The 25,239-nt window shown below is 59.5% G+C and carries 28 protein-coding genes; 16 read left to right on the forward strand and 12 right to left on the reverse strand.

The genetic code is table 11. The features are described 5' to 3' along the window. Positions 1 to 198: 198 nt before the first annotated feature. Positions 199 to 609 (reverse strand): hypothetical protein, encoded by a 411-nt coding sequence (locus IB254_RS22315; protein ID WP_192419473.1) that lies wholly within the window; start codon positions 607 to 609, stop codon positions 199 to 201. Between the two features lie 256 nt (positions 610 to 865). On the opposite strand from IB254_RS22315, the gene IB254_RS22320 reads away from it, so the two are divergent. The 3 genes from IB254_RS22320 (at position 866) to IB254_RS22330 (ending at position 2,553) form a co-directional block, all read left to right on the forward strand. Further along, a complete protein-coding gene (locus IB254_RS22320) occupies positions 866 to 1,057 on the forward strand; it encodes a YegP family protein (protein ID WP_192419475.1) in 192 nt (63 codons plus the stop codon). Between the two features lie 146 nt (positions 1,058 to 1,203). Further along, positions 1,204 to 2,130, forward strand: coding sequence for a LysR family transcriptional regulator (locus IB254_RS22325; protein ID WP_008034933.1), 927 nt, complete (start codon positions 1,204 to 1,206; stop codon positions 2,128 to 2,130). A gap of 57 nt (positions 2,131 to 2,187) precedes the next feature. Next, on the forward strand, positions 2,188 to 2,553 hold the full coding sequence (locus tag IB254_RS22330; protein WP_192419476.1) for a 5-carboxymethyl-2-hydroxymuconate Delta-isomerase: 366 nt from the start codon (positions 2,188 to 2,190) through the stop codon (positions 2,551 to 2,553). Positions 2,554 to 2,556: 3 nt separating this feature from the next. Here IB254_RS22330 and IB254_RS22335 read toward each other — a convergent pair whose 3' ends face one another. From IB254_RS22335 to IB254_RS22345, 3 genes are all read right to left on the reverse strand, one after another. Beyond that, a complete protein-coding gene (locus IB254_RS22335) occupies positions 2,557 to 3,492 on the reverse strand; it encodes a LysR family transcriptional regulator (protein ID WP_192419540.1) in 936 nt (311 codons plus the stop codon). Positions 3,493 to 3,597: 105 nt separating this feature from the next. Continuing rightward, positions 3,598 to 4,518 (reverse strand): DMT family transporter, encoded by a 921-nt coding sequence (locus tag IB254_RS22340; protein WP_192419477.1) that lies wholly within the window; start codon positions 4,516 to 4,518, stop codon positions 3,598 to 3,600. A 15-nt stretch (positions 4,519 to 4,533) separates the two neighbouring features. Then, on the reverse strand, positions 4,534 to 5,709 hold the full coding sequence (locus IB254_RS22345; RefSeq protein WP_192419478.1) for a cyanate transporter: 1,176 nt from the start codon (positions 5,707 to 5,709) through the stop codon (positions 4,534 to 4,536). Between the two features lie 417 nt (positions 5,710 to 6,126). On the opposite strand from IB254_RS22345, the gene IB254_RS22350 reads away from it, so the two are divergent. From IB254_RS22350 to IB254_RS22375, 6 genes are all read left to right on the forward strand, one after another. Beyond that, positions 6,127 to 7,509, forward strand: a complete 1,383-nt coding sequence (locus IB254_RS22350) for a glutamine synthetase family protein (protein ID WP_192419479.1) — start codon at positions 6,127 to 6,129, stop codon at positions 7,507 to 7,509. Positions 7,510 to 7,677: 168 nt separating this feature from the next. Next, positions 7,678 to 9,327, forward strand: a complete 1,650-nt coding sequence (locus IB254_RS22355; protein ID WP_192419480.1) for a phosphoethanolamine transferase — start codon at positions 7,678 to 7,680, stop codon at positions 9,325 to 9,327. Positions 9,328 to 9,400: 73 nt separating this feature from the next. Beyond that, the gene (locus tag IB254_RS22360) at positions 9,401 to 10,063 is read left to right on the forward strand and encodes a class I SAM-dependent methyltransferase (protein ID WP_192228704.1); all 663 of its coding nucleotides are present in this window, start codon (positions 9,401 to 9,403) and stop codon (positions 10,061 to 10,063) included. Positions 10,064 to 10,186: 123 nt separating this feature from the next. Further along, positions 10,187 to 11,320: a ribonuclease D gene (gene rnd / locus IB254_RS22365; RefSeq protein WP_192419481.1), complete on the forward strand. Its 1,134-nt coding sequence runs from the start codon at positions 10,187 to 10,189 to the stop codon at positions 11,318 to 11,320. Beyond that, positions 11,317 to 11,610 carry a YcgL domain-containing protein gene (locus tag IB254_RS22370; RefSeq protein ID WP_192419483.1) on the forward strand — a complete coding sequence of 98 codons (294 nt, stop codon included), beginning with the start codon at positions 11,317 to 11,319 and terminating at the stop codon, positions 11,608 to 11,610. Before rnd ends, IB254_RS22370 begins: the two co-directional genes overlap by 4 nt. 120 nt (positions 11,611 to 11,730) lie before the next feature. Then, positions 11,731 to 12,663: a D-2-hydroxyacid dehydrogenase gene (locus tag IB254_RS22375; RefSeq protein WP_008034968.1), complete on the forward strand. Its 933-nt coding sequence runs from the start codon at positions 11,731 to 11,733 to the stop codon at positions 12,661 to 12,663. A 153-nt stretch (positions 12,664 to 12,816) separates the two neighbouring features. On the opposite strand, the gene IB254_RS22380 is transcribed toward IB254_RS22375, so the two are convergent. Further along, entirely contained in the window at positions 12,817 to 13,410 is a 594-nt protein-coding gene (locus IB254_RS22380) for a nitroreductase family protein (RefSeq protein ID WP_192419485.1), read from the reverse strand. A 165-nt stretch (positions 13,411 to 13,575) separates the two neighbouring features. Between IB254_RS22380 and IB254_RS22385 the strand changes: the two genes are divergently transcribed. Next, the gene (locus tag IB254_RS22385; protein ID WP_008034970.1) at positions 13,576 to 14,025 is read left to right on the forward strand and encodes a YcgN family cysteine cluster protein; all 450 of its coding nucleotides are present in this window, start codon (positions 13,576 to 13,578) and stop codon (positions 14,023 to 14,025) included. An 18-nt stretch (positions 14,026 to 14,043) separates the two neighbouring features. Beyond that, complete coding sequence (locus IB254_RS22390; RefSeq protein WP_192419487.1) at positions 14,044 to 15,273, forward strand: hypothetical protein; 1,230 nt, start codon at positions 14,044 to 14,046, stop codon at positions 15,271 to 15,273. A gap of 112 nt (positions 15,274 to 15,385) precedes the next feature. Here the strand turns inward: IB254_RS22390 and IB254_RS22395 are convergent, their stop codons facing one another. The 4 genes from IB254_RS22395 to IB254_RS22410 form a co-directional block, all read right to left on the reverse strand. Then, a complete protein-coding gene (locus tag IB254_RS22395; RefSeq protein ID WP_192228707.1) occupies positions 15,386 to 15,763 on the reverse strand; it encodes a DUF2892 domain-containing protein in 378 nt (125 codons plus the stop codon). Between the two features lie 91 nt (positions 15,764 to 15,854). After that, entirely contained in the window at positions 15,855 to 16,325 is a 471-nt protein-coding gene (locus IB254_RS22400; RefSeq protein WP_008034973.1) for an RNA methyltransferase, read from the reverse strand. A 211-nt stretch (positions 16,326 to 16,536) separates the two neighbouring features. After that, positions 16,537 to 16,908, reverse strand: coding sequence for a YajD family HNH nuclease (locus tag IB254_RS22405; protein WP_007944009.1), 372 nt, complete (start codon positions 16,906 to 16,908; stop codon positions 16,537 to 16,539). 48 nt (positions 16,909 to 16,956) lie between these two features. Further along, a complete protein-coding gene (locus IB254_RS22410; protein WP_150634630.1) occupies positions 16,957 to 17,643 on the reverse strand; it encodes a spermidine synthase in 687 nt (228 codons plus the stop codon). Between the two features lie 92 nt (positions 17,644 to 17,735). Here IB254_RS22410 and IB254_RS22415 point away from each other — a divergent pair, with 92 nt between their 5' ends. Next, on the forward strand, positions 17,736 to 18,026 hold the full coding sequence (locus tag IB254_RS22415) for a hypothetical protein (protein ID WP_150634631.1): 291 nt from the start codon (positions 17,736 to 17,738) through the stop codon (positions 18,024 to 18,026). On the opposite strand, the gene IB254_RS22420 is transcribed toward IB254_RS22415, so the two are convergent. Next, complete coding sequence (locus tag IB254_RS22420; RefSeq protein ID WP_008035048.1) at positions 18,023 to 18,496, reverse strand: cyclic nucleotide-binding domain-containing protein; 474 nt, start codon at positions 18,494 to 18,496, stop codon at positions 18,023 to 18,025. The genes IB254_RS22415 and IB254_RS22420 overlap by 4 nt on opposite strands. A 217-nt stretch (positions 18,497 to 18,713) precedes the next feature. Then, positions 18,714 to 20,768, reverse strand: a complete 2,055-nt coding sequence (locus IB254_RS22425) for a S9 family peptidase (protein ID WP_192419489.1) — start codon at positions 20,766 to 20,768, stop codon at positions 18,714 to 18,716. Positions 20,769 to 21,007: 239 nt separating this feature from the next. Between IB254_RS22425 and IB254_RS22430 the strand changes: the two genes are divergently transcribed. Genes IB254_RS22430 through IB254_RS22440 form a run of 3 tightly spaced genes read left to right on the forward strand, consistent with a single transcriptional unit; the run spans position 21,008 to position 22,867 of the window. Beyond that, complete coding sequence (locus IB254_RS22430) at positions 21,008 to 21,505, forward strand: MFS transporter (RefSeq protein ID WP_192228710.1); 498 nt, start codon at positions 21,008 to 21,010, stop codon at positions 21,503 to 21,505. 30 nt (positions 21,506 to 21,535) lie between these two features. Then, the gene (locus IB254_RS22435) at positions 21,536 to 22,312 is read left to right on the forward strand and encodes a class II glutamine amidotransferase (protein WP_192419491.1); all 777 of its coding nucleotides are present in this window, start codon (positions 21,536 to 21,538) and stop codon (positions 22,310 to 22,312) included. Between the two features lie 12 nt (positions 22,313 to 22,324). Further along, complete coding sequence (locus IB254_RS22440) at positions 22,325 to 22,867, forward strand: DUF2937 family protein (RefSeq protein WP_008035055.1); 543 nt, start codon at positions 22,325 to 22,327, stop codon at positions 22,865 to 22,867. A gap of 4 nt (positions 22,868 to 22,871) precedes the next feature. On the opposite strand, the gene IB254_RS22445 is transcribed toward IB254_RS22440, so the two are convergent. After that, positions 22,872 to 23,786: a LysR family transcriptional regulator gene (locus IB254_RS22445; protein ID WP_008035056.1), complete on the reverse strand. Its 915-nt coding sequence runs from the start codon at positions 23,784 to 23,786 to the stop codon at positions 22,872 to 22,874. Between the two features lie 158 nt (positions 23,787 to 23,944). Here IB254_RS22445 and IB254_RS22450 point away from each other — a divergent pair, with 158 nt between their 5' ends. Continuing rightward, on the forward strand, positions 23,945 to 25,231 hold the full coding sequence (locus tag IB254_RS22450; RefSeq protein WP_192419493.1) for an MFS transporter: 1,287 nt from the start codon (positions 23,945 to 23,947) through the stop codon (positions 25,229 to 25,231). Positions 25,232 to 25,239: the final 8 nt, after the last annotated feature.

Here is a 25,239-nt window from a genome sequence, read left to right on the forward strand (position 1 = left end):
AGCCTGATGTCGCCAGGGGCTTGGACAAATCAGGAAGGGGCTGTCAGACGATGCCGGAGTCTGCCTTTGCGTTAAACAAAAAAGCCCTGCAGGCGTAAACCTGCAGGACTTCTTGGTCCGACTGGCCATCTCATTCAGCCCCGTAGCTTATTCAGCTACGGGGCTTTTTCGTTTTCGGGGAAGTGAAAGGCTCAAAGTCTAGCCCCGAACCCGATGCTCCGTGAACTCGTAGTCCTCTTGGCAGTCGGCAGTAGGATCTTTGACGGTGTTCTCGTAGTGAACAGTGTTTCCGTCCAGCATTTTGTAGTTATAGATTTCCGGAGTACGAACGCCGTCTGTTTTAAGCTCATTCTTGCCATTGGCCGCAGACCATGACCCGCGCTCGGTTTGAATGGGTCTGGTTTGTTGCGCATCTTTGAAGAACGTAATCGAGAAGCGACCATTGGGTTCGAAATGGGTATTCCACGACAGGAACTGACATTTCCCGCTTTCTTCGCGCATTCCTTGCCATGAGCCGACGAGGGATTGGTCAGTGGCTGGACTCTTCGACGTACATGCACTTAGCGCTGTGGTCAGAAGGATTAGAGAAAAAATGATGCCCCGTTGCATGTACAACTCCATTTGATGTGTTTGTGTAGGATCCAGCAGCCAATCGGCGTAAGAAAGATAAACCCCTTCTTGAGAAAAGTGACTCCCCCGAGTCAGTCTATTTAACCTGCGCCCTATCCATTGGTTGCCCCGTGAACCAAGGCTTCTTCCCCGAAATATCCCCTGACATTGCAAAACCTCACCGCCCAAAATCCTCATCTACTCTGGTTTCGCAGGTCACTGACCTGCCGTTATCAGCAATCGCAAGGAGCGATCAATGTACTTTGAGATTTACAGGCAAACCCGTGTCACCCCGCACACCGGCAAAGGTCAATGGCGGTGGCGTTTACGGGCGGGGAATAATGAAACGATTGCCAGCGGGGAGGCTTACGTCAACAAGGCGGATTGCGTGCACGCCATCAGCCTGATCAAGGGCACTCAGGATCAGACTCCGGTGAAGGAAATCTAGGCTTCAAGTGGTGAAGCTGCTCAATCAGGGCAGCTTCGTTTCAAGCAGCCTTGCAGCCCGATCAAATGCAAACTGCTTGAGTCGCATAGACGCCCGTTGCGACAGCTACCTAAACTGTCAGCAGATTTGGGGATTGGGGGCAGTGGATGAATCGCAACGAACTACGCAAGGCGGATATCAACCTGATGGTGGTATTCGAAACCTTGATGCTCGAACGCAACGTTACCCGTGTGGCGGAGAAGTTGTTTCTCGGGCAGCCAACCATCAGTTCGGCGCTCAACCGCCTGCGCACGATGTTCAACGACCCGCTGTTCATTCGGGTTGGCCATCGAATGGAACCGACCGCCCGGGCCGAGGAGCTGATTCAGTATTTGTCGCCGGCGCTGGACTCGTTGTCGGTGGCGCTAAGCCTGACCCATGATTTCGACCCGACCGTCAGCACCATGACCTTTCGTATCGGGCTGTCGGACGATGTCGAGTTCGGCCTGTTGCCGCCGTTGCTGCGTGCCTTGCGTCAGGAAGCACCGAAGGTGGTGTTTGTGGTGCAGCATGTCGATTACTGGCGAATTCCCGATTTGCTGGCATCCGGCGACATCACGGTGGGTATCAGCCAGACCCGGGGGCTGCCGGCCAATGCCAAGCGCAAATTGTTGCGGCACATCCAGCCCAGGATCCTGCGCGCCGATGCGTCCGACACGCCGCTGACCCTCGATGAATATTGCTCGCGCCCGCACGTGCTGGTGTCTCACACCGCCAACATCAGTGGTTACGCTGACGAGTGGCTGGCGGAGATCGGGCGTACACGCCACGTAGTGTTATCCGTGCCGCAATACAGTTCGTTGCCAGCCTTGCTCGCCGGAACCGATCTGATCGCCAGCCTGCCGGATTACACTGCCGAGGCGATGGCGGCATCCGGACAGTTGTTCATGGAGCCTTTTCCGTTCAAGACACCGACGCTTGACCTGTCGATGGTCTGGCTCAGCCATGTCGATACCGACCCCGCCGAGCGCTGGTTGCGCTCGCGACTGGAGGCGTTCATGAGTGAGCGCTTAGCTTCGCCGCCGTCCCGGTGAGCAGGACCACTCTGTGTTATATGTACGACCTTTCCGCCTACTTTCAGGAGCCACGTCATGCCCCACCTGCACATGGAATACACCGCCAACCTGCCTGAATTGAACGCCGACGTGGCGTTGATCCGGCTCAACAATACGCTGGTGGCTTCCGGTCAGTTTGCTGCCGAATACGACATTAAAAGCCGAGCCGTGAAGGTCGAAACCTTCAAGGTCGGTACTGCATTGGCTGAGCGGGCATTTGTGCACGTGAAACTGGCGTTGTTGAGTGGCCGCTCGCCGCAGATCAAAAAGCAGTTATCCGAAAGCCTGCTGGCGGTGGTGCACGACTTGTGTGAATGGCCGGCGGGGGTTGAAGTGCAGTTGGCTGTTGAAATCCTCGACATCGATCGGGAGTCCTACAGCAAAGTCGCCATCAACAACTGAGTCTCAGGCAGTGGCCTGTTCAGTGCAGGCCTTGACCACTTGTTCACGCAGCCAGGTATTGGCGCTGTCCTGATCGGCGCCTTGACTCCATTGCATGTCGAGGGTGAAACCCGGCAAGCCGTTGGGCGCTTCGCAGTGATTGAAAATCGCCTCGCTGGCCAGTAAGTGCTGGATGCGTCTGGGCAGGGTAACGATGAAGTCGGTGCCTGTGATCAATTTCAGCGCTGCGCTGTAGCTGTTGGAGCGTGCGACGATTTGCCGTTTTTGCGCTTGCTGCGCCAGCCAGCCGTCGACCATGTTGGTGGTCGACGTCCAGGGTGTAGGAAACACGTGCCGGCGTTCGGTGAAGGCTTGCAGACTTAAACGCGGTTCCAGCGGCGTGGCGCGTTTATCGAAGACGCAGACCAGATCGTCCTCAAGCAGCATGCGGGATTTGAAGTCGGTGTAACTGCGATGAAAATTCGGGCCGAAGCAAATCACCAGGTCGAGACTGCCGCCGCGAAGTTCTTCGGCCGGGATGTCGGTTTCGAATTTGTGCATGTTGACCATCACCGGTAAGTCGGCGAGATCAAAGCTTTTCAGTAGACGTGGCAGGATTAACTGCTCGAAGTATTCCGGTGCGCAGATGTTGAAGGTGACCGGTTGCAGAGTAGGGTCGAACGCCTGTGCCCCAGCGTGACAGAGGTTGATGCTTTCGAAGATTTTCAGCACGTGGGTGTACATGATGCTGGCTTTGTAAGTAGGGCGCATCCCCGCGCGGGTGTTGATGAACAATTCGTCTTCGAATCCGCTGCGTAGCTTTTTCAGGCAGTAACTGACGGTTGACTGACTGACGCAGAGTGTTTCGGACACTCCGGTGACGCTGCTTTGTTCATACACGGCGATAAACACCATGAGGTCCTGCATGTCGAGTTTTCTAAGCAAGTTACTGTTCAGCATCCATTCCATCTCGCTGTGATCCTTGCGCTGACTGAGCGCAAACTCGTGCGAATGATCCTAGCGGAACGATGGTCCCAGGAGAATGCCTTGTGGGAAGTTTCCCTTTTAGTTGTGAGGCAGTGCCAAATGCGCAGTGCGACGACTGGACATCAATAACGCCAGCATGCCGACGCCTACGAGTACCGCACCGACGATTTCCAGCGGCAGCGGAGATTGACGCCACCAGAACCAATGGAACAGCGTAATGAACAACGTGCTCAGGTAAATGTACGAAATGACCGAGGAGGGGGCGATGACACCGATGGCCCGGTGCAGCAACCAGAAGGTCGCCAGGGTGGCGAACAGCGCCAGGTAAATCAGCCAGTAAAAATCGTTCAGGGTCAGCAACGATGCCGATCGCCAGCCTCCACTGACCCCACAGAACACCAGCAGGAACAACGCACCGAACAGCATGTTCCAGAAGGTCATGCCCACCGGGCCACGACCCTTGAGGCTGCTGGTTTTCAGCCGCTGACTCAGGGGCGAATAGAGCGCCATCGCCAGGCAACCGAACCCGTACACCGACACCGCATAGAACGACGGCAACTCCCCCGGCCCCGCGCCTTTCAGCACCAGCATCACGGCCCCGGCGGCCGCAATCAACATCGGCAATACCCGTTGTTTCAGGCTGCTGTCCGGCATCAATACGGCTTCGAAAAGCAGGGTCAGCAATGGCACCAGCGTGAACATCGTGCCGGTGTTGACTGGGCTGGTGTAACGCAACGCTTCGAACAGCGAGCCAAAATAAACCGCCAGCAGCAGGCCGAGGACGGCATGGCCGAATAGCCCGCGTCGGTTCATGGCGGTGTCGCCCTTGATCAGCAACAGCGGCAAAAACACCAGGGCGCAAAACAGCAGGCGCAAGCCGGTCAGCAGGACCGGATCAATGGCCTGACTGACCTGCGCCGCTGCGGAAAATGAAGCAGCGATCAACAGTGCCCAGAGCAGCATGCCGACGTGGGCGGCGGCGAAACCGGTGTATTTCATGAGGGCGCTTCCGGGTCAGTGAATGTGGCGGGCGTAGTGCCGCGGGTTGAAGCGCAGGACCATCAACATCATCAGCGCCATGACGCCGGTGAGCGACCACCAGGCCCATTCGAAACTGCCGAGTTGATCGCGGATGATCCCGGCAATCAGCGGCGAGAGGCCGGCGATCAGGTAGCCGATGCCTTGGACGAAAGCCGTCAGCCCGCCCGCACGTTGCGGGTTGTCCAGATGATCCAGCGACACGATCAGGCTCATCGGGAACAGTCCGCCGATGCCCAGCCCCAGCAGGCACGGCCACAACAGACTCAGGTGTTGCGGGCTCACTATCAGCCCACAGAAACCGGCCATGATCAGCGCCAGCAACACCACCAGCACCAGGCGACGGTCACGGCTGCGGTTGGCGATCGCAGGCGTCACCAGGCCGGACAGTACTTCCATGGCCGTGAGGAAACCTAACAACAAACCGGCGTTTTGTTCGCTCCAGCCTTTTTCCACGTAGTACGGCGCCAGCCAGGCAAGCACACAGGTGTAGGACGCTGTGCCCAGACCAAAGAAGATGGCGAGTAACCAGGCACGGGAATTGGCGAAGAACGACCTGTTTCGTTGTGCTTGAGCGGGCATCACCGCACGTTGGCCGAGCCAGAAGAGTAGCGCCACCAATGCCAGGATCGACCAGATCGCCAGGCCTCCCCGCCAACTGCCGGTGCGCATCATCACCAGCGGCGCGAAGGACGCGGCGAGGGCGGCGCCACCCATGATCGATGTGACGTAGAGGCCCATGCACACGGAAACGTTGTCGCTGAAACGCGACTTGATCAGCGCCGGCATCAACGCCTGAATCAGCGCGATACCGACACCTGCCAGAACGGCGCTGAGGATCAGTTCGGCCGCGGAGTCGAGGAACAGGCGCGACACCGTCGCCAGGCCGATGATCAGCAACGACACCACCACCGTGCGCTGTTCGCCAAGCCATTGGCTGACGCTGAGGCCGAAGAACATCGCCAATCCCATGGCCATCACCGGCAGCATGGTCAGCAGCGACGCCAGGCTGAAACTCAGCGGGATGTCGCCGCGAATCGCCGAGAGCAAAGGGCCGACCGCGGCCATGGACGGGCGCAGGTTCAGGGCGACGAGCATGATGCTGACCATCAACCAGAAGGCAGGGCGAGAAGTGGCGCGGACGTTTTCCATCGATTGGACCTTGAATGACAGGGCCCGATTAGGCGCGAGAGGCCTGGAAGCCGCAAATCAGAAAGTCCGTCGCATTATTTAAAAATCAAATACCACTGCTGCAACACAGACTCCTGTGGGAGCGGGCTTATGGATTGTTTAGCCAACCCACAACCAAAGTTCTTCAAATCCCGATTTAACGACTTAACCAGCCATGTGACGCTGCTGCTCATCTGTCTACTGCGGTCTTCTTTATGGACGATTGTCCAGTCGCACTTCCTTCCGAACTCGCCTTCTGGGCGTTGTGGCATTGCCGTCACGCGCGCCCACCGGATTCCTGCCTTTCCCGTTGATTTTTCCTACAGGTCCTGCGCTGTGCGCCGGGATCAAACCGGCAGCGCCTGCGCGTTTGCCTGACGCGGAAACAAGAGAATTCCTATGAGTTGTGCCACGACCTCCTTCGCCACGAAACAAGAAGCCCTGACTTTTCTGGAACAGAATCCGGATATCGAGATGTTCGAGTTGTTCATCCTCGACAACAACGGTGTGCCACGGGGCAAGTTGTTGCATCGCGATGAACTGTTGGCGGTCTACGAAAGCGGTCGCCCCCTGCCAAGCACTATCCTGGGCCTGACCATCAACGGCGATGACGTGGAAAACTCCGGTCTGGTCTGGGACGTGGGGGATATCGATTGCCGGGCCTACCCGATCAGCGGCAGCCTGACGCGCATGCCATGGCGATTGATTCCGACGGCGGCGGTGCAAGTCAGCATGCACCCGAAGGAGGGCATGCCGGCAACTATCGCCGACCCGCGGCACCTGTTGGCGAAGGTGATCGAAGGCTTGCAGGCGGACGGCTATTACCCGGTGATGGCCGCGGAGCTGGAGTTTTATCTGCTGGATCAGCAGCGCGACAGCAATGGTCGGCCGCAACCGGCGCGGGATGTCGATGGCGGGCGCCCGCGCGCAACTCAAGTCTACGGCTTGCGTGAACTGGAGCAGATCGAGCCGTTTCTGGCGGATCTCTACAACGCCTGCAAACTCCAGGGCATTCCGGCGCGCACGGCGATTTCCGAATACGCGCCGGGGCAGGTGGAAATCACTCTTGAGCATCGCACCGACGCCTTGCAGGCGATGGACGAAGCCGTGCGCTACAAGCGGCTGGTCAAGGGTGTGGCGCACAAGCACGGGATGGCTGCGTGCTTCATGGCCAAACCGTTCGATGACCTGGCCGGCACGGGCATGCATATGCACGTCAGCCTCGCGGACAAGGACGGCAACAACCTGTTCGCCAGCGAAGCCGCAGACGGTACACCGCTGCTCAAACAGGCGGTTGGCGGGATGCTCAGCACTTTGCTCGATTCGTTGTTACTGTTCTGCCCGAACGCCAACTCCTACCGTCGCTTCCAGACCAACAGCTACGCGCCGCTGGCGGCCACCTGGGGCGTGGACAATCGCACCGTGAGCCTACGCGTGCCAGGCGGGCCGGCATTCTCGCGGCACATCGAACATCGCATTTGCGGCGCCGACGCCAACCCGTACCTGGCGGCTGCGGCGATTCTGGCGGGTATCCATCGCGGCATTCGCGAACAACTGGACCCGGGGGCGCCCGTGGAGGGCAATGGTTACGCCCAGGCCACGGAACTGCTGCCCACCGACTGGCTGACCACCTTGCGCGCACTGGAAGGTTCGGGCTGGGCGCGAGAGGCCTTTGGCAGAGAATTTCTGGGTGTTTACCTCGCGGTGAAGCGTGCCGAGTATCGTCAATTCATGGGCGAGGTCGGTGAGCAGGATTGGCGTTGGTACCTGAACCAGGCCTGAACCATTCTCAAATACATCTCAAGATGTAGTTAAACGCCTTAAGCCAACTAATCGTTGGCTTCTTTTTCACAAAAAATTGATGGTTGGCTACTTAAAATTAGTGCTGTCGCGGTCAATGAAATTTTCACATTGACCGACGGCACTTCTTTTCAGGAACAGCCGATTATCATGTGGAAACTCAAAGCCGTTCGCCCCGAGTGGGTGACGTTGATTGCCAGTGCCTTTTTATTGACAGGCTTTAATTTGGTGCTCTGGCAACATTTGTTTGAAATCACCGCGTTCGACGGTCAAGGCATCGTCATGCGTGTGGCTTTTGGCTTGATGATTCTGGCTGCTTTCAACATCGTATTGACCCTGCTGGCGTTCCGCCCGCTGCTGAAACCGGTCCTGACTCTACTTTTCATGATCAGCGCCGGAGTGGCGTATTTCATGGGGCAATACGGTGCACTTATCGACACCGGCATGTTGCGTAACTTTGCGCAAACCAATGCCACGGAAGTGCGCGACTTACTCTCGATAAAGTTACTTGTTTATATTGTTCTGCTCGGGGTTTTACCCTCGTGGCTGTTGTGGAAGACGCCAATTAATTACCGTCGCTGGCACCGTGAGTTGCTCAGTAAAGTATTGGTGAGTGTTGCGTCGGTGGCGGTGGTCGGTGGCGTCGCACTGGTCAACTATCAGGGCCTGTCCTCACTGTTTCGCAATCACCATGAATTGCGTTTGATGGTGGTCCCGAGCAACTACATCGGCGCCTCGTTCAGCTACCTGCGTGAGCAAGTCGCTTCGGCCCATCAGCCTTTCGTTAAAATCGGTGAGGACGCCGAGAGAAATCCGACCTGGCAAGCGCACAGCCGCAAATCCCTGACCGTGCTGGTGGTCGGTGAAAGTGCCCGGGCCGAGAACTTCGGTGTGCTGGGTTATAACCGTGACACCACGCCGAAACTGGATAAAGAAGCCGGCCTGATTGCGTTCACCGATGTGCATTCCTGCGGTACTGAAACGGCCGTGTCGGTGCCCTGCATGTTTTCCAACATGGGCCGCAAGGACTACAACGCGAGCAAGGCCAAGAATGAAGAAGGCCTGCTGGATGTGCTCAAGCGTGCAGGCCTGGAGGTGATATGGCGCGATAACCAGTCAGGCTGCAAAGGCACGTGCGACCGCGTCACCCTCGACGATGTCAGCAACCTGAAAGATCCGGTGCTCTGCGCCAATAGTGAATGTCGCGATGAAATTCTCCTGCAAGGTTTGCAGCACTTCATCGACACCCTGGATAAAGACACGGTATTGGTGTTGCACCAGATGGGCAGTCATGGCCCGGAGTACTTCAAGCGCTACCCGAAAGAGTACGAACGCTTTACCCCGGTTTGCGAAAGTAATGCCCTGAATAATTGCAGTCGCGAAAGTATCGTAAATGGTTACGACAACACCCTCGTTTACACCGATCACGTGCTGTCGACCCTGATCGATCTGTTGCGCAGCAACCAGGACAAAGTTGATACCGCGATGCTCTACCTGTCGGACCACGGCGAATCCCTGGGCGAATACAACCTGTTCCTCCACGGCACGCCTTACATGCTGGCACCGGAGCAACAGAAGCATGTTGCGATGCTGGCATGGTTCTCTGACAGCTATCAAAAGTCGTTCTCGGTGGACACCCACTGCCTGCAATTGAGCCGTGAGAAGCCGCTGAGCCAGGACAATCTGTTCCATTCGATGCTCGGTCTGCTGGAGGTCAACAGTAAGGTCTACAACCAGGATCTGGACCTGTTTGCCGGCTGCCGTGGTGCGGTGATCGACGGCGTCTTGGCCAAAGAGTGAGGGTGACAACCTTTTTTTCACGTATCGGCCGCTAACCTGCGGCCGGTAGATTTTCCTACAAGAGCAATCACACATGTCCCCTCAACCACCATCCGCCTTCGAGCTTGAGTTCGCCCGGCGCTATGACCAGGAACACGCCCGCGTCTGCATGCAGCCGCGTCCGCGTGGTCTGGCCGGGCGCCTGGCGTTCTGGCGGGACGAGCAGTTGGTGCGCAACGCGCTCAAAGTGGCCGGCGAGCCGGGGTTGATTCTTGACGTCGCTTGCGGGGCCGGACGTTTCTGGCCGGTGCTGGCCGAACACGCGAATCGGGTGATCCTGGCGTCCGATCCGTCGCAGGACATGCTCGATCACGCCCCGATCCATCATCCGCAAGAGCTGTTGAAACGGGTCAAGACCTTTCAGAGTTCGGCATTCGCCATCGGCTTGTCGGCGAATGCGGTGGACTGCATTTTTTGCATGCAACTGTTTCAGCACATCGCCTGTGCCGAGCATCGCTCGGCCATGCTCGGTGAGTTCCACCGGGTCAGCCGCGACACCGTGATTGTCGCGGTGCGGGTCGAAGCTCATTTCAAACGCCGGCAACCCGATGCACAAGGTACTCATGCCCGGCATCTGGCCAGTAAGGCCGAGGTGGAAGCCGAGTTCAAACAGGCCGGGTTCCGTTTACTCAGCCATCAGGATTTCCTGCCCGGTTGCACGCGGATGCGCGTCTACGTGCTGCGTAAGGCCAGATAACCTCCCTCCGTCAGACAATTCTTGCAAACAAGCAGGTGTTTTCGCTAAAGCTCTTGTTCAGTGGAGGCGCGGAAATCGCCGGGGGCGATATATACTGCGCGCCATTCTTCAAGGGAGAGCCGTGTGGCCATCGATATTCACTGGATTCGCGACAACGATAGCCTCGACCGGTTTTGCGCCGAGTGGCAGCAGCTGCCCTACGTTGCCCTCGACACCGAATTCATGCGGGTCGACACCTTTTATCCGATCGCGGGTTTGCTGCAGATCGGCGATGGCGTACGCGCTTACCTGATTGACCCGTTGACCATCGACAACTGGCAACCCCTGGCCGCGTTGCTGGAAAACCCGGCGGTGGTCAAAGTCGTCCATGCGTGCAGCGAAGACCTCGAAGTGTTGCTGCGCCTGACCGGCAGTCTGCCGGCGCCGCTGTTCGACACGCAATTGGCCGCCGCCTACCTGAACCTCGGTTTCTCCATGGGGTATTCGCGGTTGGTGCAGGAAGTGCTCGGCATCGACCTGCCCAAGGGCGAGACCCGTTCCGATTGGCTGCAACGCCCACTGTCCGACACCCAGATCAGCTACGCCGCCGAAGACGCCTTGCACCTGGCGGAAGTTTTCGTACAGCTTCGTCCGAAGCTGTCTGACGACAAGTACGCCTGGGTCCTGGAAGACGGCGCCGAGCTGGTGGCCAACCTGCGTCGTGAAGTCGACCCGTACGAGGTTTACCGCGAAGCGAAATTGGCCTGGAAGTTGTCTCGCGCTCAGCTCGCCGTTTTGCGTGAACTCTGCGCCTGGCGTGAACACGAGGCCCGTGCCCGTGATCTGCCGCGCAATCGCATCATCCGTGAACATTCCCTGTGGCCGCTGGCGCGCACGCAACCGGACAATCTCGGGGCGTTGGCGAAAATCGAAGACATGCACCCGCGTACCGTGCGTCAGGACGGCGAATTTCTGCTTGATCTGATCAAGCGCTCTGGCAGTGTGTCGCCAGATCAATGGCCGCCTGCCGTGCCGGAACCGTTGCCGGTGGATGCTGCCGCACTGATCAAACAGTTGCGTGCGCTCGGCCAGGCCGAAGCCGAGCGACTGAACGTGGCGCCGGAACTGATGCTGCGCAAGAAAACCCTGGAAGCGCTGCTCAAGAGCGGCTTCCCCAATGGTCCTTACCAATTGCCTGATTCGCTGCGTGGCTGGCGCCGCGAATTGATGGGCCAGGCGCTGCTCGACAGCCTGGCCACCGCCGGAGAACAGCCTTGAAACGTATTTGCTCCATCTACCGCAGCTCGAAAAGAAACGAAATGTACCTCTATGTGCTCAAGAGCGATGCACTGGAGCGCGTGCCTGAAACACTGATGGCGGCCTTCGGCAAAGCCATCCACGCCTTCGATCTGGTGCTGACCCCCGAGCGCAAGCTGTCGCGCGAGGACATCGCCGTGGTCCTGGAAAACCTCGACAAGCAGGGCTATCACCTGCAAATGCCACCGGCCGAAGACGAATACATCGAACACTTGCCGGAAGAGTTGTTGCGACGCAACGACCCGATGTAGTCGGCAGACAGGCTCTGTTCAGAGCCTTTATGAAAAACTGGAATGATTTTGGCGATGGCCGCAACGAGGGAGCGATACTCCCTCGGCGGCCGTCTGCACTGCTTTTGAAAGGTTTGAACCATGCGCGTTCTGATTGCTGAACACGACCACCCTGTGTATGCCCAACTGTTGCGTCAGGCAGCACCTGATCTGGAAGTGCTGACCAGCGGTGACTCCGCCGAACTGGCCAGTCAGGCTGCCGATTGCCCGATCTGGCTGGGTCAGCCGGACCTCCTGGCCACTCTGTTGCGTCAGGGCCACCAGCCACAATGGTTGCAGTCGACGTGGGCCGGGATCACGCCGCTGCTGGCCGACGGTTTGCCGCGCCACTATCGCCTGACTCGCGCTGTCGGGATTTTCGGTCAGGTCATGGCTGAATACGTGTTGACCTACATGCTCGGCCACGAACGCGAAGTGCTGCCGCGCCTGGTCAGTCAGGTCGAGCGCAAATGGGACAGTCGTCAGGGTCAAAGCCTGGCGGGGCGCAAGGTCTTGATCGTCGGCACCGGCGATATCGGCCAGACCGTCGCGCAGTTCCTGCTGCCGTTTGGCGTCGAGTTGTATGGCATCGCCAGCGAAGCCCGCGAGCAGGCACCGTTTGTCGAAGTGGGAGCGTTGGCGGACTTGCCGCGCCTGGTCGGTGAAGTGGATTACGTGATCAACCTGCTGCCGAACACCCCGAGCACCCACGACCTGTACAACGCGGCGCTGTTCAAGCAATTCAAGCCGACCGGGTTGTTCATCAACGTCGGGCGCGGCGTGGCGGTGGTCGATGCGGATCTGGTGGAAGCCTTGAAGGAAGGGCATCTGGCGGGCGCTGTGATCGACGTTTGCCGTCAGGAACCTCTGCCGCAACGTCATCCGTTCTGGACGGCCTGGGGCCTGCTGCTGACCGGCCACAGCTCCGCACCAACGTCGCCGACGATGATGGTGAAGTTGTTTGTCGAGAATTTGCGGGCGTATCAGGCGGGCGAAGCGTTGCGCGGCGAAGTGGATTTCAATCGCGGGTATTGAACCCATCGCTGGACTTGAATGGTGTGCAAATAACTGTGGGAGCGAGACCGGCTTGCCGGCGATAGCGGTGTGACAGTCTCCGTAAATATTGACTGACACACCGCTATCGCCGGCAAGCCGGTCTCGCTCCCACATTTGGTTCTATGTTGTGGCTTAGAGGGTGAAGTCGCCTTCAGCCGCCAACTCGCTCAACGGACGACGCGGGCTTGGCTCTTCACGGGCTTGCAGGTAATCCGCCAGCGTCGCCTTGTCCCCCAGCTTGCCCACCGCCACTGCCGCGTGCAGTGCGTAACCTTCAGGAATGTTCAGCTCCTTGCGGGTCAGTTCCTGATCGAAACCGGCCATGCCGTGGGTGTGCCAGCCGCTGATGCTCGCTTGCAGCGCCAGATGGCCCCAGGCAGAACCGGTGTCGAAGGTGTGCCACAGCGCCGGGGTTTCTTCAGTGGCGCCGGGCGCCGTGAAGGTGGTTTTCGAGATCACGATCACCAGCGCCGAGGCGTGTTGCGCCCAGCTGCGGTTGAACTCGTTCAGCAGGCCCAGGTAACGCTCCCAGTTCGGCGTATCGCGGCACGCGTAGAGAAACCGCCAAGGCTGCGAGTTGTAGGCCGATGGCGCCCAGCGTGCGGCTTCGAAGAAGCTCAGCAGGGTTTCCTCGGAGATGGCCTCGCCGGTGAAGGCGCGGGGCGACCAGCGATCGGTGAATTGAGGGTGGATGGCATAATCGGCAACGCGTGGATTGGCACTCATCAATAGATTCCTTGCTACGTTTGAAAGTGAGGGGCGACGCGAAACCCTACTGGGCAGCGCAAAAACTGACAAGCGCGTTCTACCGGCAGTCGCCAATGCTTGGCCCGCAACGGCCTTGGCACTAGACTGGCGGCCTTTTCACCACCTGATGTTGATGCTTGAGCCATGGCCGCCAAAGTCGAACCGTTCTGGATACGCAAAACCCTCGATCAACTCGATCAAGAGGAATGGGAATCGCTGTGCGACGGTTGTGGCCTGTGCTGCCTGCAAAAGCTTGAGGATGAAGACGACAACAGCGTTTATTACACGCGCATCGCCTGCAAACTGCTGGATCTGAAAACCTGCCAGTGCAGCGATTACCCCAACCGTCGTGAGTTCGTGCCGGACTGCATTCAACTCACACCGGGCAAGGCCGATGAGTTCAAATGGCTGCCGCCGACCTGCGGTTATCGCCTGGTCAGCGAGGGCAAGGATTTGCCACTCTGGCACCACCTGGTGTGCGGTGATCGCGATGCCGTGCATCACGAACGTATTTCCCAGTCCGGGCGCATGCTCGCCGAAGGCAGCGTGCCCGAGGACGATTGGGAAGACCATCTGATTTTCCGCGCAGGTTAGTTTTACAAGGGAGTGTGTATGGCTGTGGGATTGCGGCTGGCGTTGGCCGTTGGGCTGCTGGCCCTGAGTTCGTCGGTGTGGGCGGCGAAGAAAGTCGATCTGGATTACCACGTGCGCCTGTTGCCGCAAAGCGATCAGGCTGAAGTGCGCCTGACGCTGGCCCAGGGTTCGGCGGTACGCAGTCTGGATTTCGACCTCGGCGACGGCAGCCATTACAGCGACTTCAAGGCCGACGGCCAATGGCAACTCACGCCGGGCAAAGAGGCCCGGGGTGTCTGGCGCCCGACGGCCGACAAGGCCAGCCTGACCTACCGCGTGCGCATCAGCCACGGCCGCAAGAGCGGCAGCTTCGACACGCGCATGACCCCGACCTGGGCGCTGATGCGTGGCGACGACCTGGTACCGGCCGCCAGACTCGATCAGCAGGACGGCGTCGAGTTGGTGTCACGCCTTGAATTCGAATTGCCCAGCGGATGGAAAAGCGTCGAAACCGCCTGGCCGCGGATCGGCAAGAACAAATTCCGCATCGACAACGTCTCGCGCCTGTTCGACCGGCCAACCGGCTGGATGCTCGCCGGTCACCTCGGCAGTCGTCGCACCCGGCTTGGGGAAACCGAAGTCACCGTCGCCTCGCCTCAGGGCCAAGGCATGCGCCGCATGGACGTGCTGACGCTGCTGACGTTCGTCTGGCCGCAAGTGCAGGCCGTGTTTCCGCGTCATCCCGCCAAATTGCTGATCGTCGGCGCCAACGACCCAATGTGGCGCGGCAGTCTGGCGGCGCGAGAGTCGATCTATCTGAATTCGCGTCTGCCACTGGTCAGCGAAAGTGGCAGCAGCGCGCTGGTGCGTGAGCTGGCCCAAGTGTTCGGGCGCATCAACGACAAGCAGCGCAGCGACTGGATCAGCGAAGGCTTTGCCGAGTATTACGCCATCGAACTGGTGCGCCGCGCCGGTGGCATAAGTGATGAGCGGTATGAGAGTTTGCACAAGAAGTTGGCCAAGGATAGCCAGAAGGTCACGACGTTGCGGGGCGAGCAGATCAGCCCGGCACAGATTGGCAAAGCGGTTCTATTGCTGAGTGAACTGGATCAGGAAATTCGCATTAAAACCCGCAACAAGCGCTCGCTCGATGATGTGTTGCGTGGGGCGATGCATCTGGAGAGTGTGGATACCAAGGAATTCGTTCAACTGGCCGAGAGCGTGATTGGCGAGTCCTCGAAAGTCCTCGATAATGATTTGATTCAGTGACACCGCTATCGCTAGCAGGCTAGCTCCCACACTGGGGCTTCGTCGTACACGGGACCAATGTGGGAGCTAGCCTGCTAGCGAAGAGGCCACAAGCCTCAACGGATATTTCGGATCAAACCCCGGCTTTCGGCGACTTCAACGAATCATTCCCGGTCACGGTGGCGGTTTTGGTCGCTGCCTCGGCATTCGCCTTCAACCGAGCCAGGTCTTCCCCGGCACGCTCGATCTTCGCCCGCACGTTGTTCATGTCCTGACGGCTCTTCTCCAGCAGGCTCTTGGCCGAGCTGTGGCCAGTAATGCCACGGGCCAGCGCCACGCCACCGATCGCCACCTGGATCAATCCGAAAATACCGCCGCGACGCAGGCCTTTGCCCACCATCACCAGGCCGCCGGCGACGGAGCCGGCGCGTTCCCAACCGTGGACGTTATGCTCGGAAGGACTCTGGAACGGGGTGGATTCGATGCGCTCGACGCGTTTGAGTTCGCTCATGATCTGTCTCCTGCTGGAAGGACTGCTTCAAGAATAGATAATTAAGCTGACTGCCGAGGCGGGCGGCTTGTTCCATCGGATGTGCGTCGGTTCAGCGGAATTTCGGCCCGGAGCGGGTGTTGAGGCCCTTGGCCATGCGGTCGTACAGCACGACGTTGACGGTGGCCGCAAGATTCATGCAACCGGTGGTCGGGATGTAGACCACGTCTTCACACCAGTCGCGAATCTCTTTATCCAGCGAGCCGTCTTCCGGGCCAAAGATGTACAGCGCGCGATCCGGGTGGGTGTATTCCGGCAGCGAACGGGCGCCGTCGACCAGTTCCACGGCCACCGGCACGCAGCCCAGCGGCAGGATTTTTTTCAGGTCGTCGATGCCGATCAGCGGAATGTCGTAGTGAACGCGTTTGGTGTCGGTGACGAAGTCGGCGGCGCGGTCATAGCGCTTGCCGGTGTAGAACACGGACGCCACGTTGTAGCAGCCGGCGGCGCGCATGACCGAGCCGACGTTTTCCGGTGATTTTGGGTTGAACAAACCAATGCAGCTGTACCGTTTGTCTGCCACGAGCGGGGTGCCTTCGGGGAAAAAACGGCGATTATACGGGGATTGGGGGAGGGGGTGTCTGGTTTGAGATTGGTGGTGCCTGAACAATTGCTATCGCTAGCAGGCTAGCTCCCACATTGGATCTCGGGTGTTCACAAACACTTATGTGCACAGAAGATCCCTGTGGGAGCTAGCCTGCTAGCGATGGGGCCGGGTCAGGCAATAAAGATATTCAGTCTTCTTTCTTCATCAACCCGGCCAACGCCGCAAACGGGTTATGCGTCGCCTTGGCAATCTTCGGCGTGCTCAACGAGCCCTCACCGAAATACTGCTGGTCGGTATACCGCGAGTGTTCGTTGTCGTGGCAATACAGGCACAACAATTCCCAGTTCGAACCATCCTGCGGGTTGTTGTCGTGGTTGTGGTCGCGGTGGTGCACGGTCAGTTCGCTCAGGCGCTTGCCGGAAAACTCACGGGCGCAGCGGCCGCACACGTGCGGGTACATCTTCAGGGCTTTGTCGCGGTAACCCATTTCCTTGTCGCGCTGGTTGTCGGCGAGGATGCGGTCCAGCTTCGAGGTGTTGGTCGGTGTTGACGAACTCATGGGTTCACCTTTGTAAAAGACTAATGACGGTTATGACGTAAGTTTAGCCTAGCCCTTGAGCTTCTCGGCAATCCAGATGGTGTGGCGGGTGCCCTTGTTGCCGTGGGCGAAGACCTGGACTTCCTCGGCCTTGAAGCCCGCTTTCTTCAGTTTGTCGGAAAACTGCTTGTCGGCGCTGGCGGACCAGACGGCCAGCACCCCTTTTGGGCGCAGGGCTTTGGCGCAGGCACTCAGGCCGCCCGCGGAATAGAGCCAGCTGTTGGCCCTCTGGGTCAGGCCTTCCGGGCCGTTATCGACGTCGAGCATGATCGCGTCGAAACCTTGCGGTTCGGCCTGCAGCACGTTCGCCACGTCTTCCATGCGAATCACCGTGCGTTTATCCAGCAGCGGGTTGCCGGCTTTCTCGCCCAGCGGCCCGCGATTCCACTCGACCACGCCCGGTACCAGTTCGGCGACCACCACTTCAGCGGTCTTGCCCAGATGCTTGAGGGCCGAGGCGAGGGTAAAGCCCATGCCCAGGCCACCAATCAATACCCGAGAATTCGGCCGTCCGGCGACCTTGCGGCAGGGGATCTCGGCCAGCGCATCTTCGGAACCGTGCATGCGCGTATTCATCAATTGTCCGCCGTCGCCGCCCTGGATCTTGATGACGAAATCCTCACCGTATTCGAACAGGCACAGGGCACCGCCGTTTTCAGGGATAGGCGCGGTGTCGAGCAGAACGAAACGTTTCATGGGGTTCTCTTGAGGAGGAAGGGCATGGGGGAGGCAAACGAACGCAGTTGGGAGTAGCCTGCAAACAGACAACAAGGCTAACGGAGCCATTGATGAAGCGCACCATTCTAACGGTCATTGCCTTGGCCGCGCTCTCGATAACTGCAGTGCAGGCCCAAGAGCTGCAAACCATTCCGACCAGCCCGTCGCCGCTGCCCGGTTCGCCCGGCACGGCAACGCCGACGCCGTACCCGCAGATCACCCCCAACAGTGTGCCCAAAGCCGGGCCTGGCAGTGGCGGGCCGCCGCTGTTGCCGCCGATCGAAGTGCCCAGCCCGCCCAAGGACCAGCCCTTGCCGGGGCTTGAGCAGAACCGCACGAAGATCAAGTCGCCCGGTGGTTAAACCTGCTGTGAAAGCAGTTGGCCATCGGCCATGCGCAGGCGTTTGGACAGGGAGACGGCGAGGGCGCGGATGATCTTGGCGGCGATTTTCGGCGCGTCGTTGAGCATCTTTTCCAGGGAATCCTTGCCCAGGTTCAGCAGCTGGCAATTGCTCGCGGCCACACAACTGGCGGAACGCCGTTCGCCATCGAGCACAGCCATTTCGCCGAACGCCCGACCGCTGCGCAGCGTGGCCATGGTCACCCGTTGTCCGTCGCTGTTGGTTTTTTGTACCGCGACCTGGCCGGTATGGATGATGCACATGAAACTGCCGGCATCGCCTTCGCGGAAGATCTCTTCACCCTCGGCCACCGTGCTGATGCTGAAGTAGCCCGAGGCGGCTGCGAAGTCGGCGGGCAGCAGTTGATCGAACAGGCCACAGTCCATCAGCCAGTCGCGGATTTCGTTGTTCAGTAAGGTCGGTTCTGACATGTCGTCACGGTCTTTTTCTTGTCTGTTGCTGTTCCGGAAATTTGGGTAAGTCACGCATTTCTTGTAGGAGCAAGCTTGCTCGCGATGGGGGCATCACATTCAGCATCAATGTCGAATGTCACACCGCCATCGCGAGCAAGCTTGCTCCTACAGGGGGTATGGGTTGTCCCGGACCCCGGCGTTCTGGTGTTAAGACCGAATCACCGAGCCAAGTTCCTCAGGCAATGCCCAAAACTCCGAAAACAAATGCGTATTCGAGTGCTACGTCACGCAATCCCTGATAACGGCCACTCATTCCGCCATGCCCGGCACCCAATTCGGTCTTGAGCAGCAGTTGATGGGTATCGGTTTTGGTCGCGCGCAATTTCGCTACCCACTTCGCCGCTTCCCAGTACTGCACGCGACTGTCGTTGTAGCCGGCGATCACCAGCGTCGCCGGATACGCCTGCGCGGTGACGTTTTCGTACGGGGCGTAGGCCTTGATCCGATCATAAACGTCCGGCTCTTCTGGATTGCCCCACTCGTCGTATTCCGTGACGGTCAGCGGCAGATCCGGGTCGAGCATCGTGTTCAACACATCGACGAACGGCACTTCGGCAATCGCCGCGCCGAACAGCTCCGGCCGCATGTTAAGCACCGCACCGATCAACAACCCGCCAGCACTGCCACCGCTGATCGCCAATTGTTGTGAGGTGGTGAAGCCGTTGGCGATCAGGTGCTCGGCGCAGGCGATGAAGTCGCTGAAGGTGTTGTGCTTGTGTTCCTGTTTGCCGGCGCGATACCAGGCTTCACCCAACTCGCCGCCGCCGCGCACGTGGGCGATGGCAAACGCCACGCCGCGGTCCAGCAGGCTCAGGCGCGCGTGGGAGAACCACGGGTCGAGGCTTTCGCCGTAGGCGCCGTAGCCGTACAGATAAAGGGGTGTCGGCTTGCCGAGGGCTTCGCGCTTGACCACCAGGCTGATCGGCACTTGCGTACCGTCCGGTGCGGTCGCCCAAAGACGCTGGCTGACATAGGTGTCGGCGTCGAACGGGCCGAGCACCGGGGTTTCCTTGAGCACTTTCTGTTCGCCGCTGACCAGGTCCAGTTGGCGGATTTGTGCCGGACGGTTCAATGCTTCATAGCGCAAGCGGATCCGCTCGCTGACGAACTCCAGGCTGTTTTGCACGTGCAGGCTGTAGGCCGCATCCGGCAATTGCACGCGGTAGCTCGGCAGGTCTTGCGGGTGAACCTCTATGATCGGCAAGCCGCCGACCCGCAGGCTCAGCGTCAGGGCGCCGGCATTGAGGCTCATGCCGTCGATCATCGTGCTGTCGCTGTGGGGAATCAGGTTCTGCCAGTCAGCTTCGGTCGGTGCGACGCCGGTATCGACGGCCGTGTACAGGGCGAAGTTGATGCCGTCGCGGTTGGTGCGAATGAACCAGGTCCACTCGCCGTCGAGGGCGCCGTGGTCGACGTCGTACTCGTGGTCTTCGACCCGTGGCGCCACGCAGGTAAACGCCTGTTGTGGCTGGAACGCGTCGAGCACCCAGACTTCGCTGGTGGTCTTGCTGCCCAGCGCCAGCAGCAATTGCTGCTCCGAGCTTGAACGATAGCAATGCATGAAGAAGCGGCCGTCCGGTTCATGGAACACTTCTTCGGCCGCCGTGCCGTCCAGTCGATAGCGGAACAGTTTGTGCGGGCGATGGGTGTCGTCCAGTTCGCCGAAAAACAGCGTCAGGCTGTCGTTGGCCCAGGTCATGCTGCCGTCGCAGTCGGCAAACTCCAGTTCGCTGACGCGGCCGCTGGATAATTCCTTCACGAACAGCGTGTAAATCTCATCGCCCGTGGTGTCGAGGCTGTAGGCCAGGCGCTGGTGGTCCGGGCTGATGCTGAACGCGCCGAGGGAAAAGAAACCGCCGTTGGCCAGTTCGTTCGGGTCCAGCAGCAGCTGTTCCTGGCTTTCGTCGAGTTGCAGGCTGTCATCCGCCGGGCGCGGGCAGCGGTAGTGACGGGCGTATTCGTCGCCGGCGGTGGTACGCGTGTAATACAGATACGGGCCCCACGGGGAGGGCAGCGACAGGTCGGTTTCGAGAATCCGGCCCTTGATCTCTTCGAAGAGGGTTTCGCGCAGACCGGCCTGATCGGCGGTTTGCGCCTCTAGATAGCGGTTTTCAGCCTTGAGGTAATCGAGCACCACGTCGGTGTCGCGTTCCTGCAGCCAGGCATACGGGTCAGAACCTTCAGCCTTGTGGGCAATCGGGGCGCTGGTGATGTTGGCGGATTGGGGCATGAAGGGCTCTCGGGCGATATTCGGAATAAAGGGCTTCGCAGGCTACAGGCAAATGACGCAAATCCCTGTGGGAGCGAGCCTGCTCGCGAAAGCGGTGTGTCAGTCGCCATCAATGTTGCCTGACAGGACGCTTCGCGAGCAGGCTCGCTCCCACAGTGTTTGTGTATAGCCGGCCGGCATTGGGGCAAGCCTGATGTGCGAAAAGTCGTTACTATAAGCGCCTCTTTGCCTGCCTTGCCATGGACACCATGACCGAGAACGACTATCTGATCGCTTGGGGCCTTTACGCCTTCGCCGCTTTAGGCTGCCTGTTGGTGTGGATGCGCATGACCCGCTGGATGTGGCGCTGGTTGCGCGAGCCCCTGCGGCTGCTGGTCGCTGTGTTGCTGTTCAGCCCGACGATCATCGATCCGGTGAAGGAAAAAGTCGCACCGGCCATCGCCATTACCGCCCTCGATCTCGCGTTCAAGGTTGGCAACAATGCCTGGCGGGCGGTCTCCGACCTGTTCATGTACGGCATGATCGCCTTCGGCATCTACCTGGTGTTCGTGGCGATCCGTTTCCCGATCGAACGCGCTTCCAACGCTCGCAAGGAACGCACGGCGGCCGCCAAGGCTGCGGCCCGGGCCGACGACCCTGACGACGACCATCCTTTCGGCGGTGCCGGTGATGACCGTTACGGTCGTCCGCCGGTCCCGAGCAACCCTCAGCGTATGCGCGTCGAACCGCGTTTGTAACCTTGCCCCTGCCTTACAGAGAGTCCGAGCATGTGTGAGTTATTGGGCATGAGCGCCAATGTGCCGACCGATATCGTGTTCAGCTTTACCGGGCTGATGCAGCGCGGCGGCCGCACGGGCCCGCACCGTGACGGTTGGGGCATCGCCTTTTATGAAGGCCGCGGCCTGCGCCTGTTCCAGGACCCGGCGGCGAGCAGCGAATCGGAAGTCGCCAACCTGGTGCAACGTTATCCGATCAAGAGCGAAGTGGTCATCGGCCATATCCGCCAGGCCAACGTCGGCAAGGTCTGCCTGTCCAATACCCATCCGTTCGTGCGCGAACTGTGGGGGCGCAACTGGTGTTTCGCCCACAATGGCCAACTGGCGGACTTTCAGCCGATCACCAGCTTTTATCGCCCGGTCGGCGATACCGACAGTGAAGCGGCGTTCTGTGATCTGCTCAACCGCGTACGCGCGGCGTTCCCGGAACCGGTAGAGATCGAACAGCTGCTGCCGGATCTGGTAGCCGCCTGCGCCGAATACCGTAGCAAAGGCGTGTTCAACTGCCTGCTCAGCGACGGCGACTGGCTGTTCTGCTATTGCTCGACCAAGCTGGCGCAGATTACCCGTCGCGCACCGTTTGGCCCGGCGCGCTTGAAGGATGTCGACGTGATCGTCGATTTCCAGGCCGAAACCACGCCCAACGACGTGGTCACGGTCATCGCCACCGAACCCCTGACCGAAAACGAAACCTGGACCCGCTACGAACCGGGCCAATGGAGCCTCTGGCGACGCGGTGAATGCGTCAGCCAGGGCAAGACCGAATAAGGATTCTCCCCCATGTTGCTCAGTTATCTACGGCTGGTGTTGTTCGCGGCGGGCCTGTTGATCGGCGTCCAGGTGCCGGGGTTCATCAACGACTACGCCAAGCGGGTCGAAGCGCACCTGATTGAGGCGCAGACCGGCTTGAGCGGTTTCCAGGGCACCGCCATTCAATTTTTCAAGGGTGACATGCAGGCCCTGGTCGCCCACTACCGCGCCAGCGAAGACCCGGTTTTCCGCAGCGATGCCGACAGCCTGAGCAACCTGCTGACCCGTCAACTGGCCCTCGATAAACAATTCCAGGCCATGCAAGGCCCGTGGTACATCCGCTTCCTGCAGGTTGTACTGGCCGCCGACCCGGATATCCGCAAGGAAACCTGGAACGGCTACAGCTACCAGATCCTGCTGACGCCGGAAGCGATGATCTGGGGCATGAGCGGCGCGTTGCTGCTGTCGTTCGGGATTGAATGCCTGTTCCGGCTGATCGACTGGGTGGTGCTGGGCGGCAAGCGCCTGCGCCAGAGCCGGCCGATTGAAGAGCGGGATTTGCGCGGGTTGTAAGTGATCAGCGCGCAAGGACGATGTAGTTTTCGCCGACCTTGCGCGCATACCCCGCCAGCACCTGCTGACACAGCGCGACAATCTCCTCGACCCATTCCGCCCCTGTCCGCCAGGACACCACCACTTGTAGATCCGGTGGCCGTTGATCGATGGCCAGCAAGGTCAATTCGCCGCGCGCCAGCTCCTCGGCCACCAGCACCGGTGGCAACGCGCCAATGCCGAAACCGTCCCGCAGCAGCCGGGTAATCGCCGACACCGAATTCACGCAGTTCAGCCGTGGCGTCATGACGCCATTGGCCTGCATCAGCGCGAGCACCTCTTGATGCGGGTGTGAGTTTTTCGAGTAGGTAATGATCCGCTCCCGCGCCAGATCGGCCACGCTGGAATACTCGCGGTTGTAGATCGAATTGCTGGCAGCGATCCAACCCATCGGGTGACTGGCCAGCTCCAGGCTGCGCACGCTTTCCTGACGCAGCAGGTCGGTTTGCAGGATCAAGTCGAGGAAGCCTTTTTGCAGCTGATCGCAGAGGTTGAGCGAGGTATCGGCCACCAGCTCGATTTCCACCAGCGGATAGTGATCCGTCATCTGTGCCACCAACGGGCTCAGCCAGGTATGAATCACCGTGTCCATCACGCCGATGCGCACCCGTCCGACCTTGCTGGAGCGGGTCTCGATCGACTGCTTGAGCGCCTGCATGGTGTCCATCATCTGCTCGGCATGTTCGAGCACTTTCAAGCCTTCGGGCGTCAGGCTCACGCCGCGTGAATCGCGCAGGAACAGCTTCACCCCGAGTTCGCCTTCGAGCACGGCGATGCGGCTGGAAATCGACGCCTGGGTGGTGAAGAGCTTGTCGGCGGTCAGGCGAAAACTTTTGAGTCGGGCGACCCAGACGAAGGTCTCGAGAAACTTCAGGTTCATGGGGTCAGCTCGTGGATAAAGTTTTCTTATGTCTAAGGCGGGTTTTTATTAGTTGGACGCAACAGGGCCCAGCGCCCAAAAATCAGGCCATCCGGTTCCCACGATAGGCGTCGTCGGGGCTCAGAACAATACCAATAAAATTTGCACGGAGAGTTGCCATGAGTGCGCCCGACACCACCGTCATCCCGAAAGCCACGGCTCGCCCGGGGCCTTTCGACTGGTACCGCAACATCAATCAGCAAGAACGCCGCACATTCTGGAGCTGTAAGATCGGCTACGGCCTGGACGGCATGGACACCCAGATGCTCAGCTTCGTGGTGCCGACCCTCATCGCGATGTGGGGCATCACCACCGGCGAGGCCGGGCTGATTCACACCAGTACGCTGATTGCCTCGGCCATCGGCGGCTGGGTGGCGGGGATTCTCTCCGACCGCATCGGCCGCGTGCGCACCTTGCAACTGACGGTGCTGTGGTTCGCCTTCTTCACCTTCCTCTGCGGCTTCGCGCAAAACTACGAACAACTGCTGATCAGCCGCACCTTGATGGGTTTCGGTTTTGGCGGCGAGTGGACCGCCGGCGCGGTACTGATGGGTGAAGTGATTCGCGCCAAGGACCGTGGCAAAGCGGTGGGCATGGTGCAATCGGGCTGGGCGCTGGGTTGGGGGCTGACGGCGATCCTGTATGCGCTGCTGTTCTCGGTGTTGCCACCGGAAGACGCGTGGCGTGCACTGTTTATCCTTGGCATCGTCCCGGCAATTTTCGTGATCTTCGTCCGTCGCCTGGTCAAGGACCCGGAAATCTACCGCGAAGCCAAAGCCAAACAGGAACCGAGCAACCCGGCGAAGTTCTACGAGATTTTCGCCCCGGGCATCCTCTTCACCACGCTTCGCGCTTCGATACTGACCACCGGCGCACTGGGCGGTTACTACGCAATCACTTCCTGGCTGCCGACGTTCCTGAAAAACGAGCGCGGTTTGAGCGTACTCGGCACAGGCGGTTATCTGGCGATGGTGATCGTCGGTTCCTACGTCGGTTACGTCATCAGCGCGTATTTGACTGACATCCTTGGCCGTAAGAAAAACTTCATTCTGTTCGCGGTGGGCTCGTTCACCATCGTGTTGCTTTACACCCAATTGCCGGTCAGCAACGGCGTGATGCTGTGGCTGGGCTTTCCGTTGGGCTTCTTTGCCTCGGGGATTTTCAGCGGCATGGGTGCCTTCCTGACCGAGTTGTTTCCGACGCGGATTCGCGGTTCGGGCCAGGGCTTTTGCTACAACATAGGCCGGGCGCTGGCGGCGTTGTTTCCGCTGTTGATCGGCTTGCTCAGCCAGAAGGTGCCATTGAGCGTAGGCATCGGGGCGTTCGCGGCGGTTTCCTACGGGGTGGTGATCCTTGCGGCGTTGAGCCTGCCGGAAACCCGTGGCAAACAACTGGATGCGCAGTAATCTGCCCA

It is taken from the genome of Pseudomonas sp. PDM03 (assembly GCF_014852385.1).
In the GTDB taxonomy this organism is placed as follows: Bacteria; Pseudomonadota; Gammaproteobacteria; order Pseudomonadales; family Pseudomonadaceae; genus Aquipseudomonas; species Aquipseudomonas migulae.

Excerpts from the sequence above, each read along its gene's own strand:
- IB254_RS22315 (WP_192419473.1), bottom strand. The coding sequence starts at position 609 with ATGCAACGGGGCATCATTTTTTCTCTAATCCTTCTGACCACAGCGCTA.
- IB254_RS22320 (WP_192419475.1), top strand. The coding sequence starts at position 866 with ATGTACTTTGAGATTTACAGGCAAACCCGTGTCACCCCGCACACCGGC.
- IB254_RS22325 (WP_008034933.1), top strand. The coding sequence starts at position 1,204 with ATGAATCGCAACGAACTACGCAAGGCGGATATCAACCTGATGGTGGTA.
- IB254_RS22330 (WP_192419476.1), top strand. The coding sequence starts at position 2,188 with ATGCCCCACCTGCACATGGAATACACCGCCAACCTGCCTGAATTGAAC.
- IB254_RS22335 (WP_192419540.1), bottom strand. The coding sequence starts at position 3,492 with ATGCTGAACAGTAACTTGCTTAGAAAACTCGACATGCAGGACCTCATG.
- IB254_RS22340 (WP_192419477.1), bottom strand. The coding sequence starts at position 4,518 with ATGAAATACACCGGTTTCGCCGCCGCCCACGTCGGCATGCTGCTCTGG.
- IB254_RS22345 (WP_192419478.1), bottom strand. The coding sequence starts at position 5,709 with ATGGAAAACGTCCGCGCCACTTCTCGCCCTGCCTTCTGGTTGATGGTC.
- IB254_RS22350 (WP_192419479.1), top strand. The coding sequence starts at position 6,127 with ATGAGTTGTGCCACGACCTCCTTCGCCACGAAACAAGAAGCCCTGACT.
- IB254_RS22355 (WP_192419480.1), top strand. The coding sequence starts at position 7,678 with ATGTGGAAACTCAAAGCCGTTCGCCCCGAGTGGGTGACGTTGATTGCC.
- IB254_RS22360 (WP_192228704.1), top strand. The coding sequence starts at position 9,401 with ATGTCCCCTCAACCACCATCCGCCTTCGAGCTTGAGTTCGCCCGGCGC.
- IB254_RS22375 (WP_008034968.1), top strand. The coding sequence starts at position 11,731 with ATGCGCGTTCTGATTGCTGAACACGACCACCCTGTGTATGCCCAACTG.
- IB254_RS22380 (WP_192419485.1), bottom strand. The coding sequence starts at position 13,410 with ATGAGTGCCAATCCACGCGTTGCCGATTATGCCATCCACCCTCAATTC.
- IB254_RS22385 (WP_008034970.1), top strand. The coding sequence starts at position 13,576 with ATGGCCGCCAAAGTCGAACCGTTCTGGATACGCAAAACCCTCGATCAA.
- IB254_RS22390 (WP_192419487.1), top strand. The coding sequence starts at position 14,044 with ATGGCTGTGGGATTGCGGCTGGCGTTGGCCGTTGGGCTGCTGGCCCTG.
- IB254_RS22395 (WP_192228707.1), bottom strand. The coding sequence starts at position 15,763 with ATGAGCGAACTCAAACGCGTCGAGCGCATCGAATCCACCCCGTTCCAG.
- IB254_RS22405 (WP_007944009.1), bottom strand. The coding sequence starts at position 16,908 with ATGAGTTCGTCAACACCGACCAACACCTCGAAGCTGGACCGCATCCTC.
- IB254_RS22410 (WP_150634630.1), bottom strand. The coding sequence starts at position 17,643 with ATGAAACGTTTCGTTCTGCTCGACACCGCGCCTATCCCTGAAAACGGC.
- IB254_RS22415 (WP_150634631.1), top strand. The coding sequence starts at position 17,736 with ATGAAGCGCACCATTCTAACGGTCATTGCCTTGGCCGCGCTCTCGATA.
- IB254_RS22420 (WP_008035048.1), bottom strand. The coding sequence starts at position 18,496 with ATGTCAGAACCGACCTTACTGAACAACGAAATCCGCGACTGGCTGATG.
- IB254_RS22425 (WP_192419489.1), bottom strand. The coding sequence starts at position 20,768 with ATGCCCCAATCCGCCAACATCACCAGCGCCCCGATTGCCCACAAGGCT.
- IB254_RS22430 (WP_192228710.1), top strand. The coding sequence starts at position 21,008 with ATGGACACCATGACCGAGAACGACTATCTGATCGCTTGGGGCCTTTAC.
- IB254_RS22435 (WP_192419491.1), top strand. The coding sequence starts at position 21,536 with ATGTGTGAGTTATTGGGCATGAGCGCCAATGTGCCGACCGATATCGTG.
- IB254_RS22440 (WP_008035055.1), top strand. The coding sequence starts at position 22,325 with ATGTTGCTCAGTTATCTACGGCTGGTGTTGTTCGCGGCGGGCCTGTTG.
- IB254_RS22445 (WP_008035056.1), bottom strand. The coding sequence starts at position 23,786 with ATGAACCTGAAGTTTCTCGAGACCTTCGTCTGGGTCGCCCGACTCAAA.
- IB254_RS22450 (WP_192419493.1), top strand. The coding sequence starts at position 23,945 with ATGAGTGCGCCCGACACCACCGTCATCCCGAAAGCCACGGCTCGCCCG.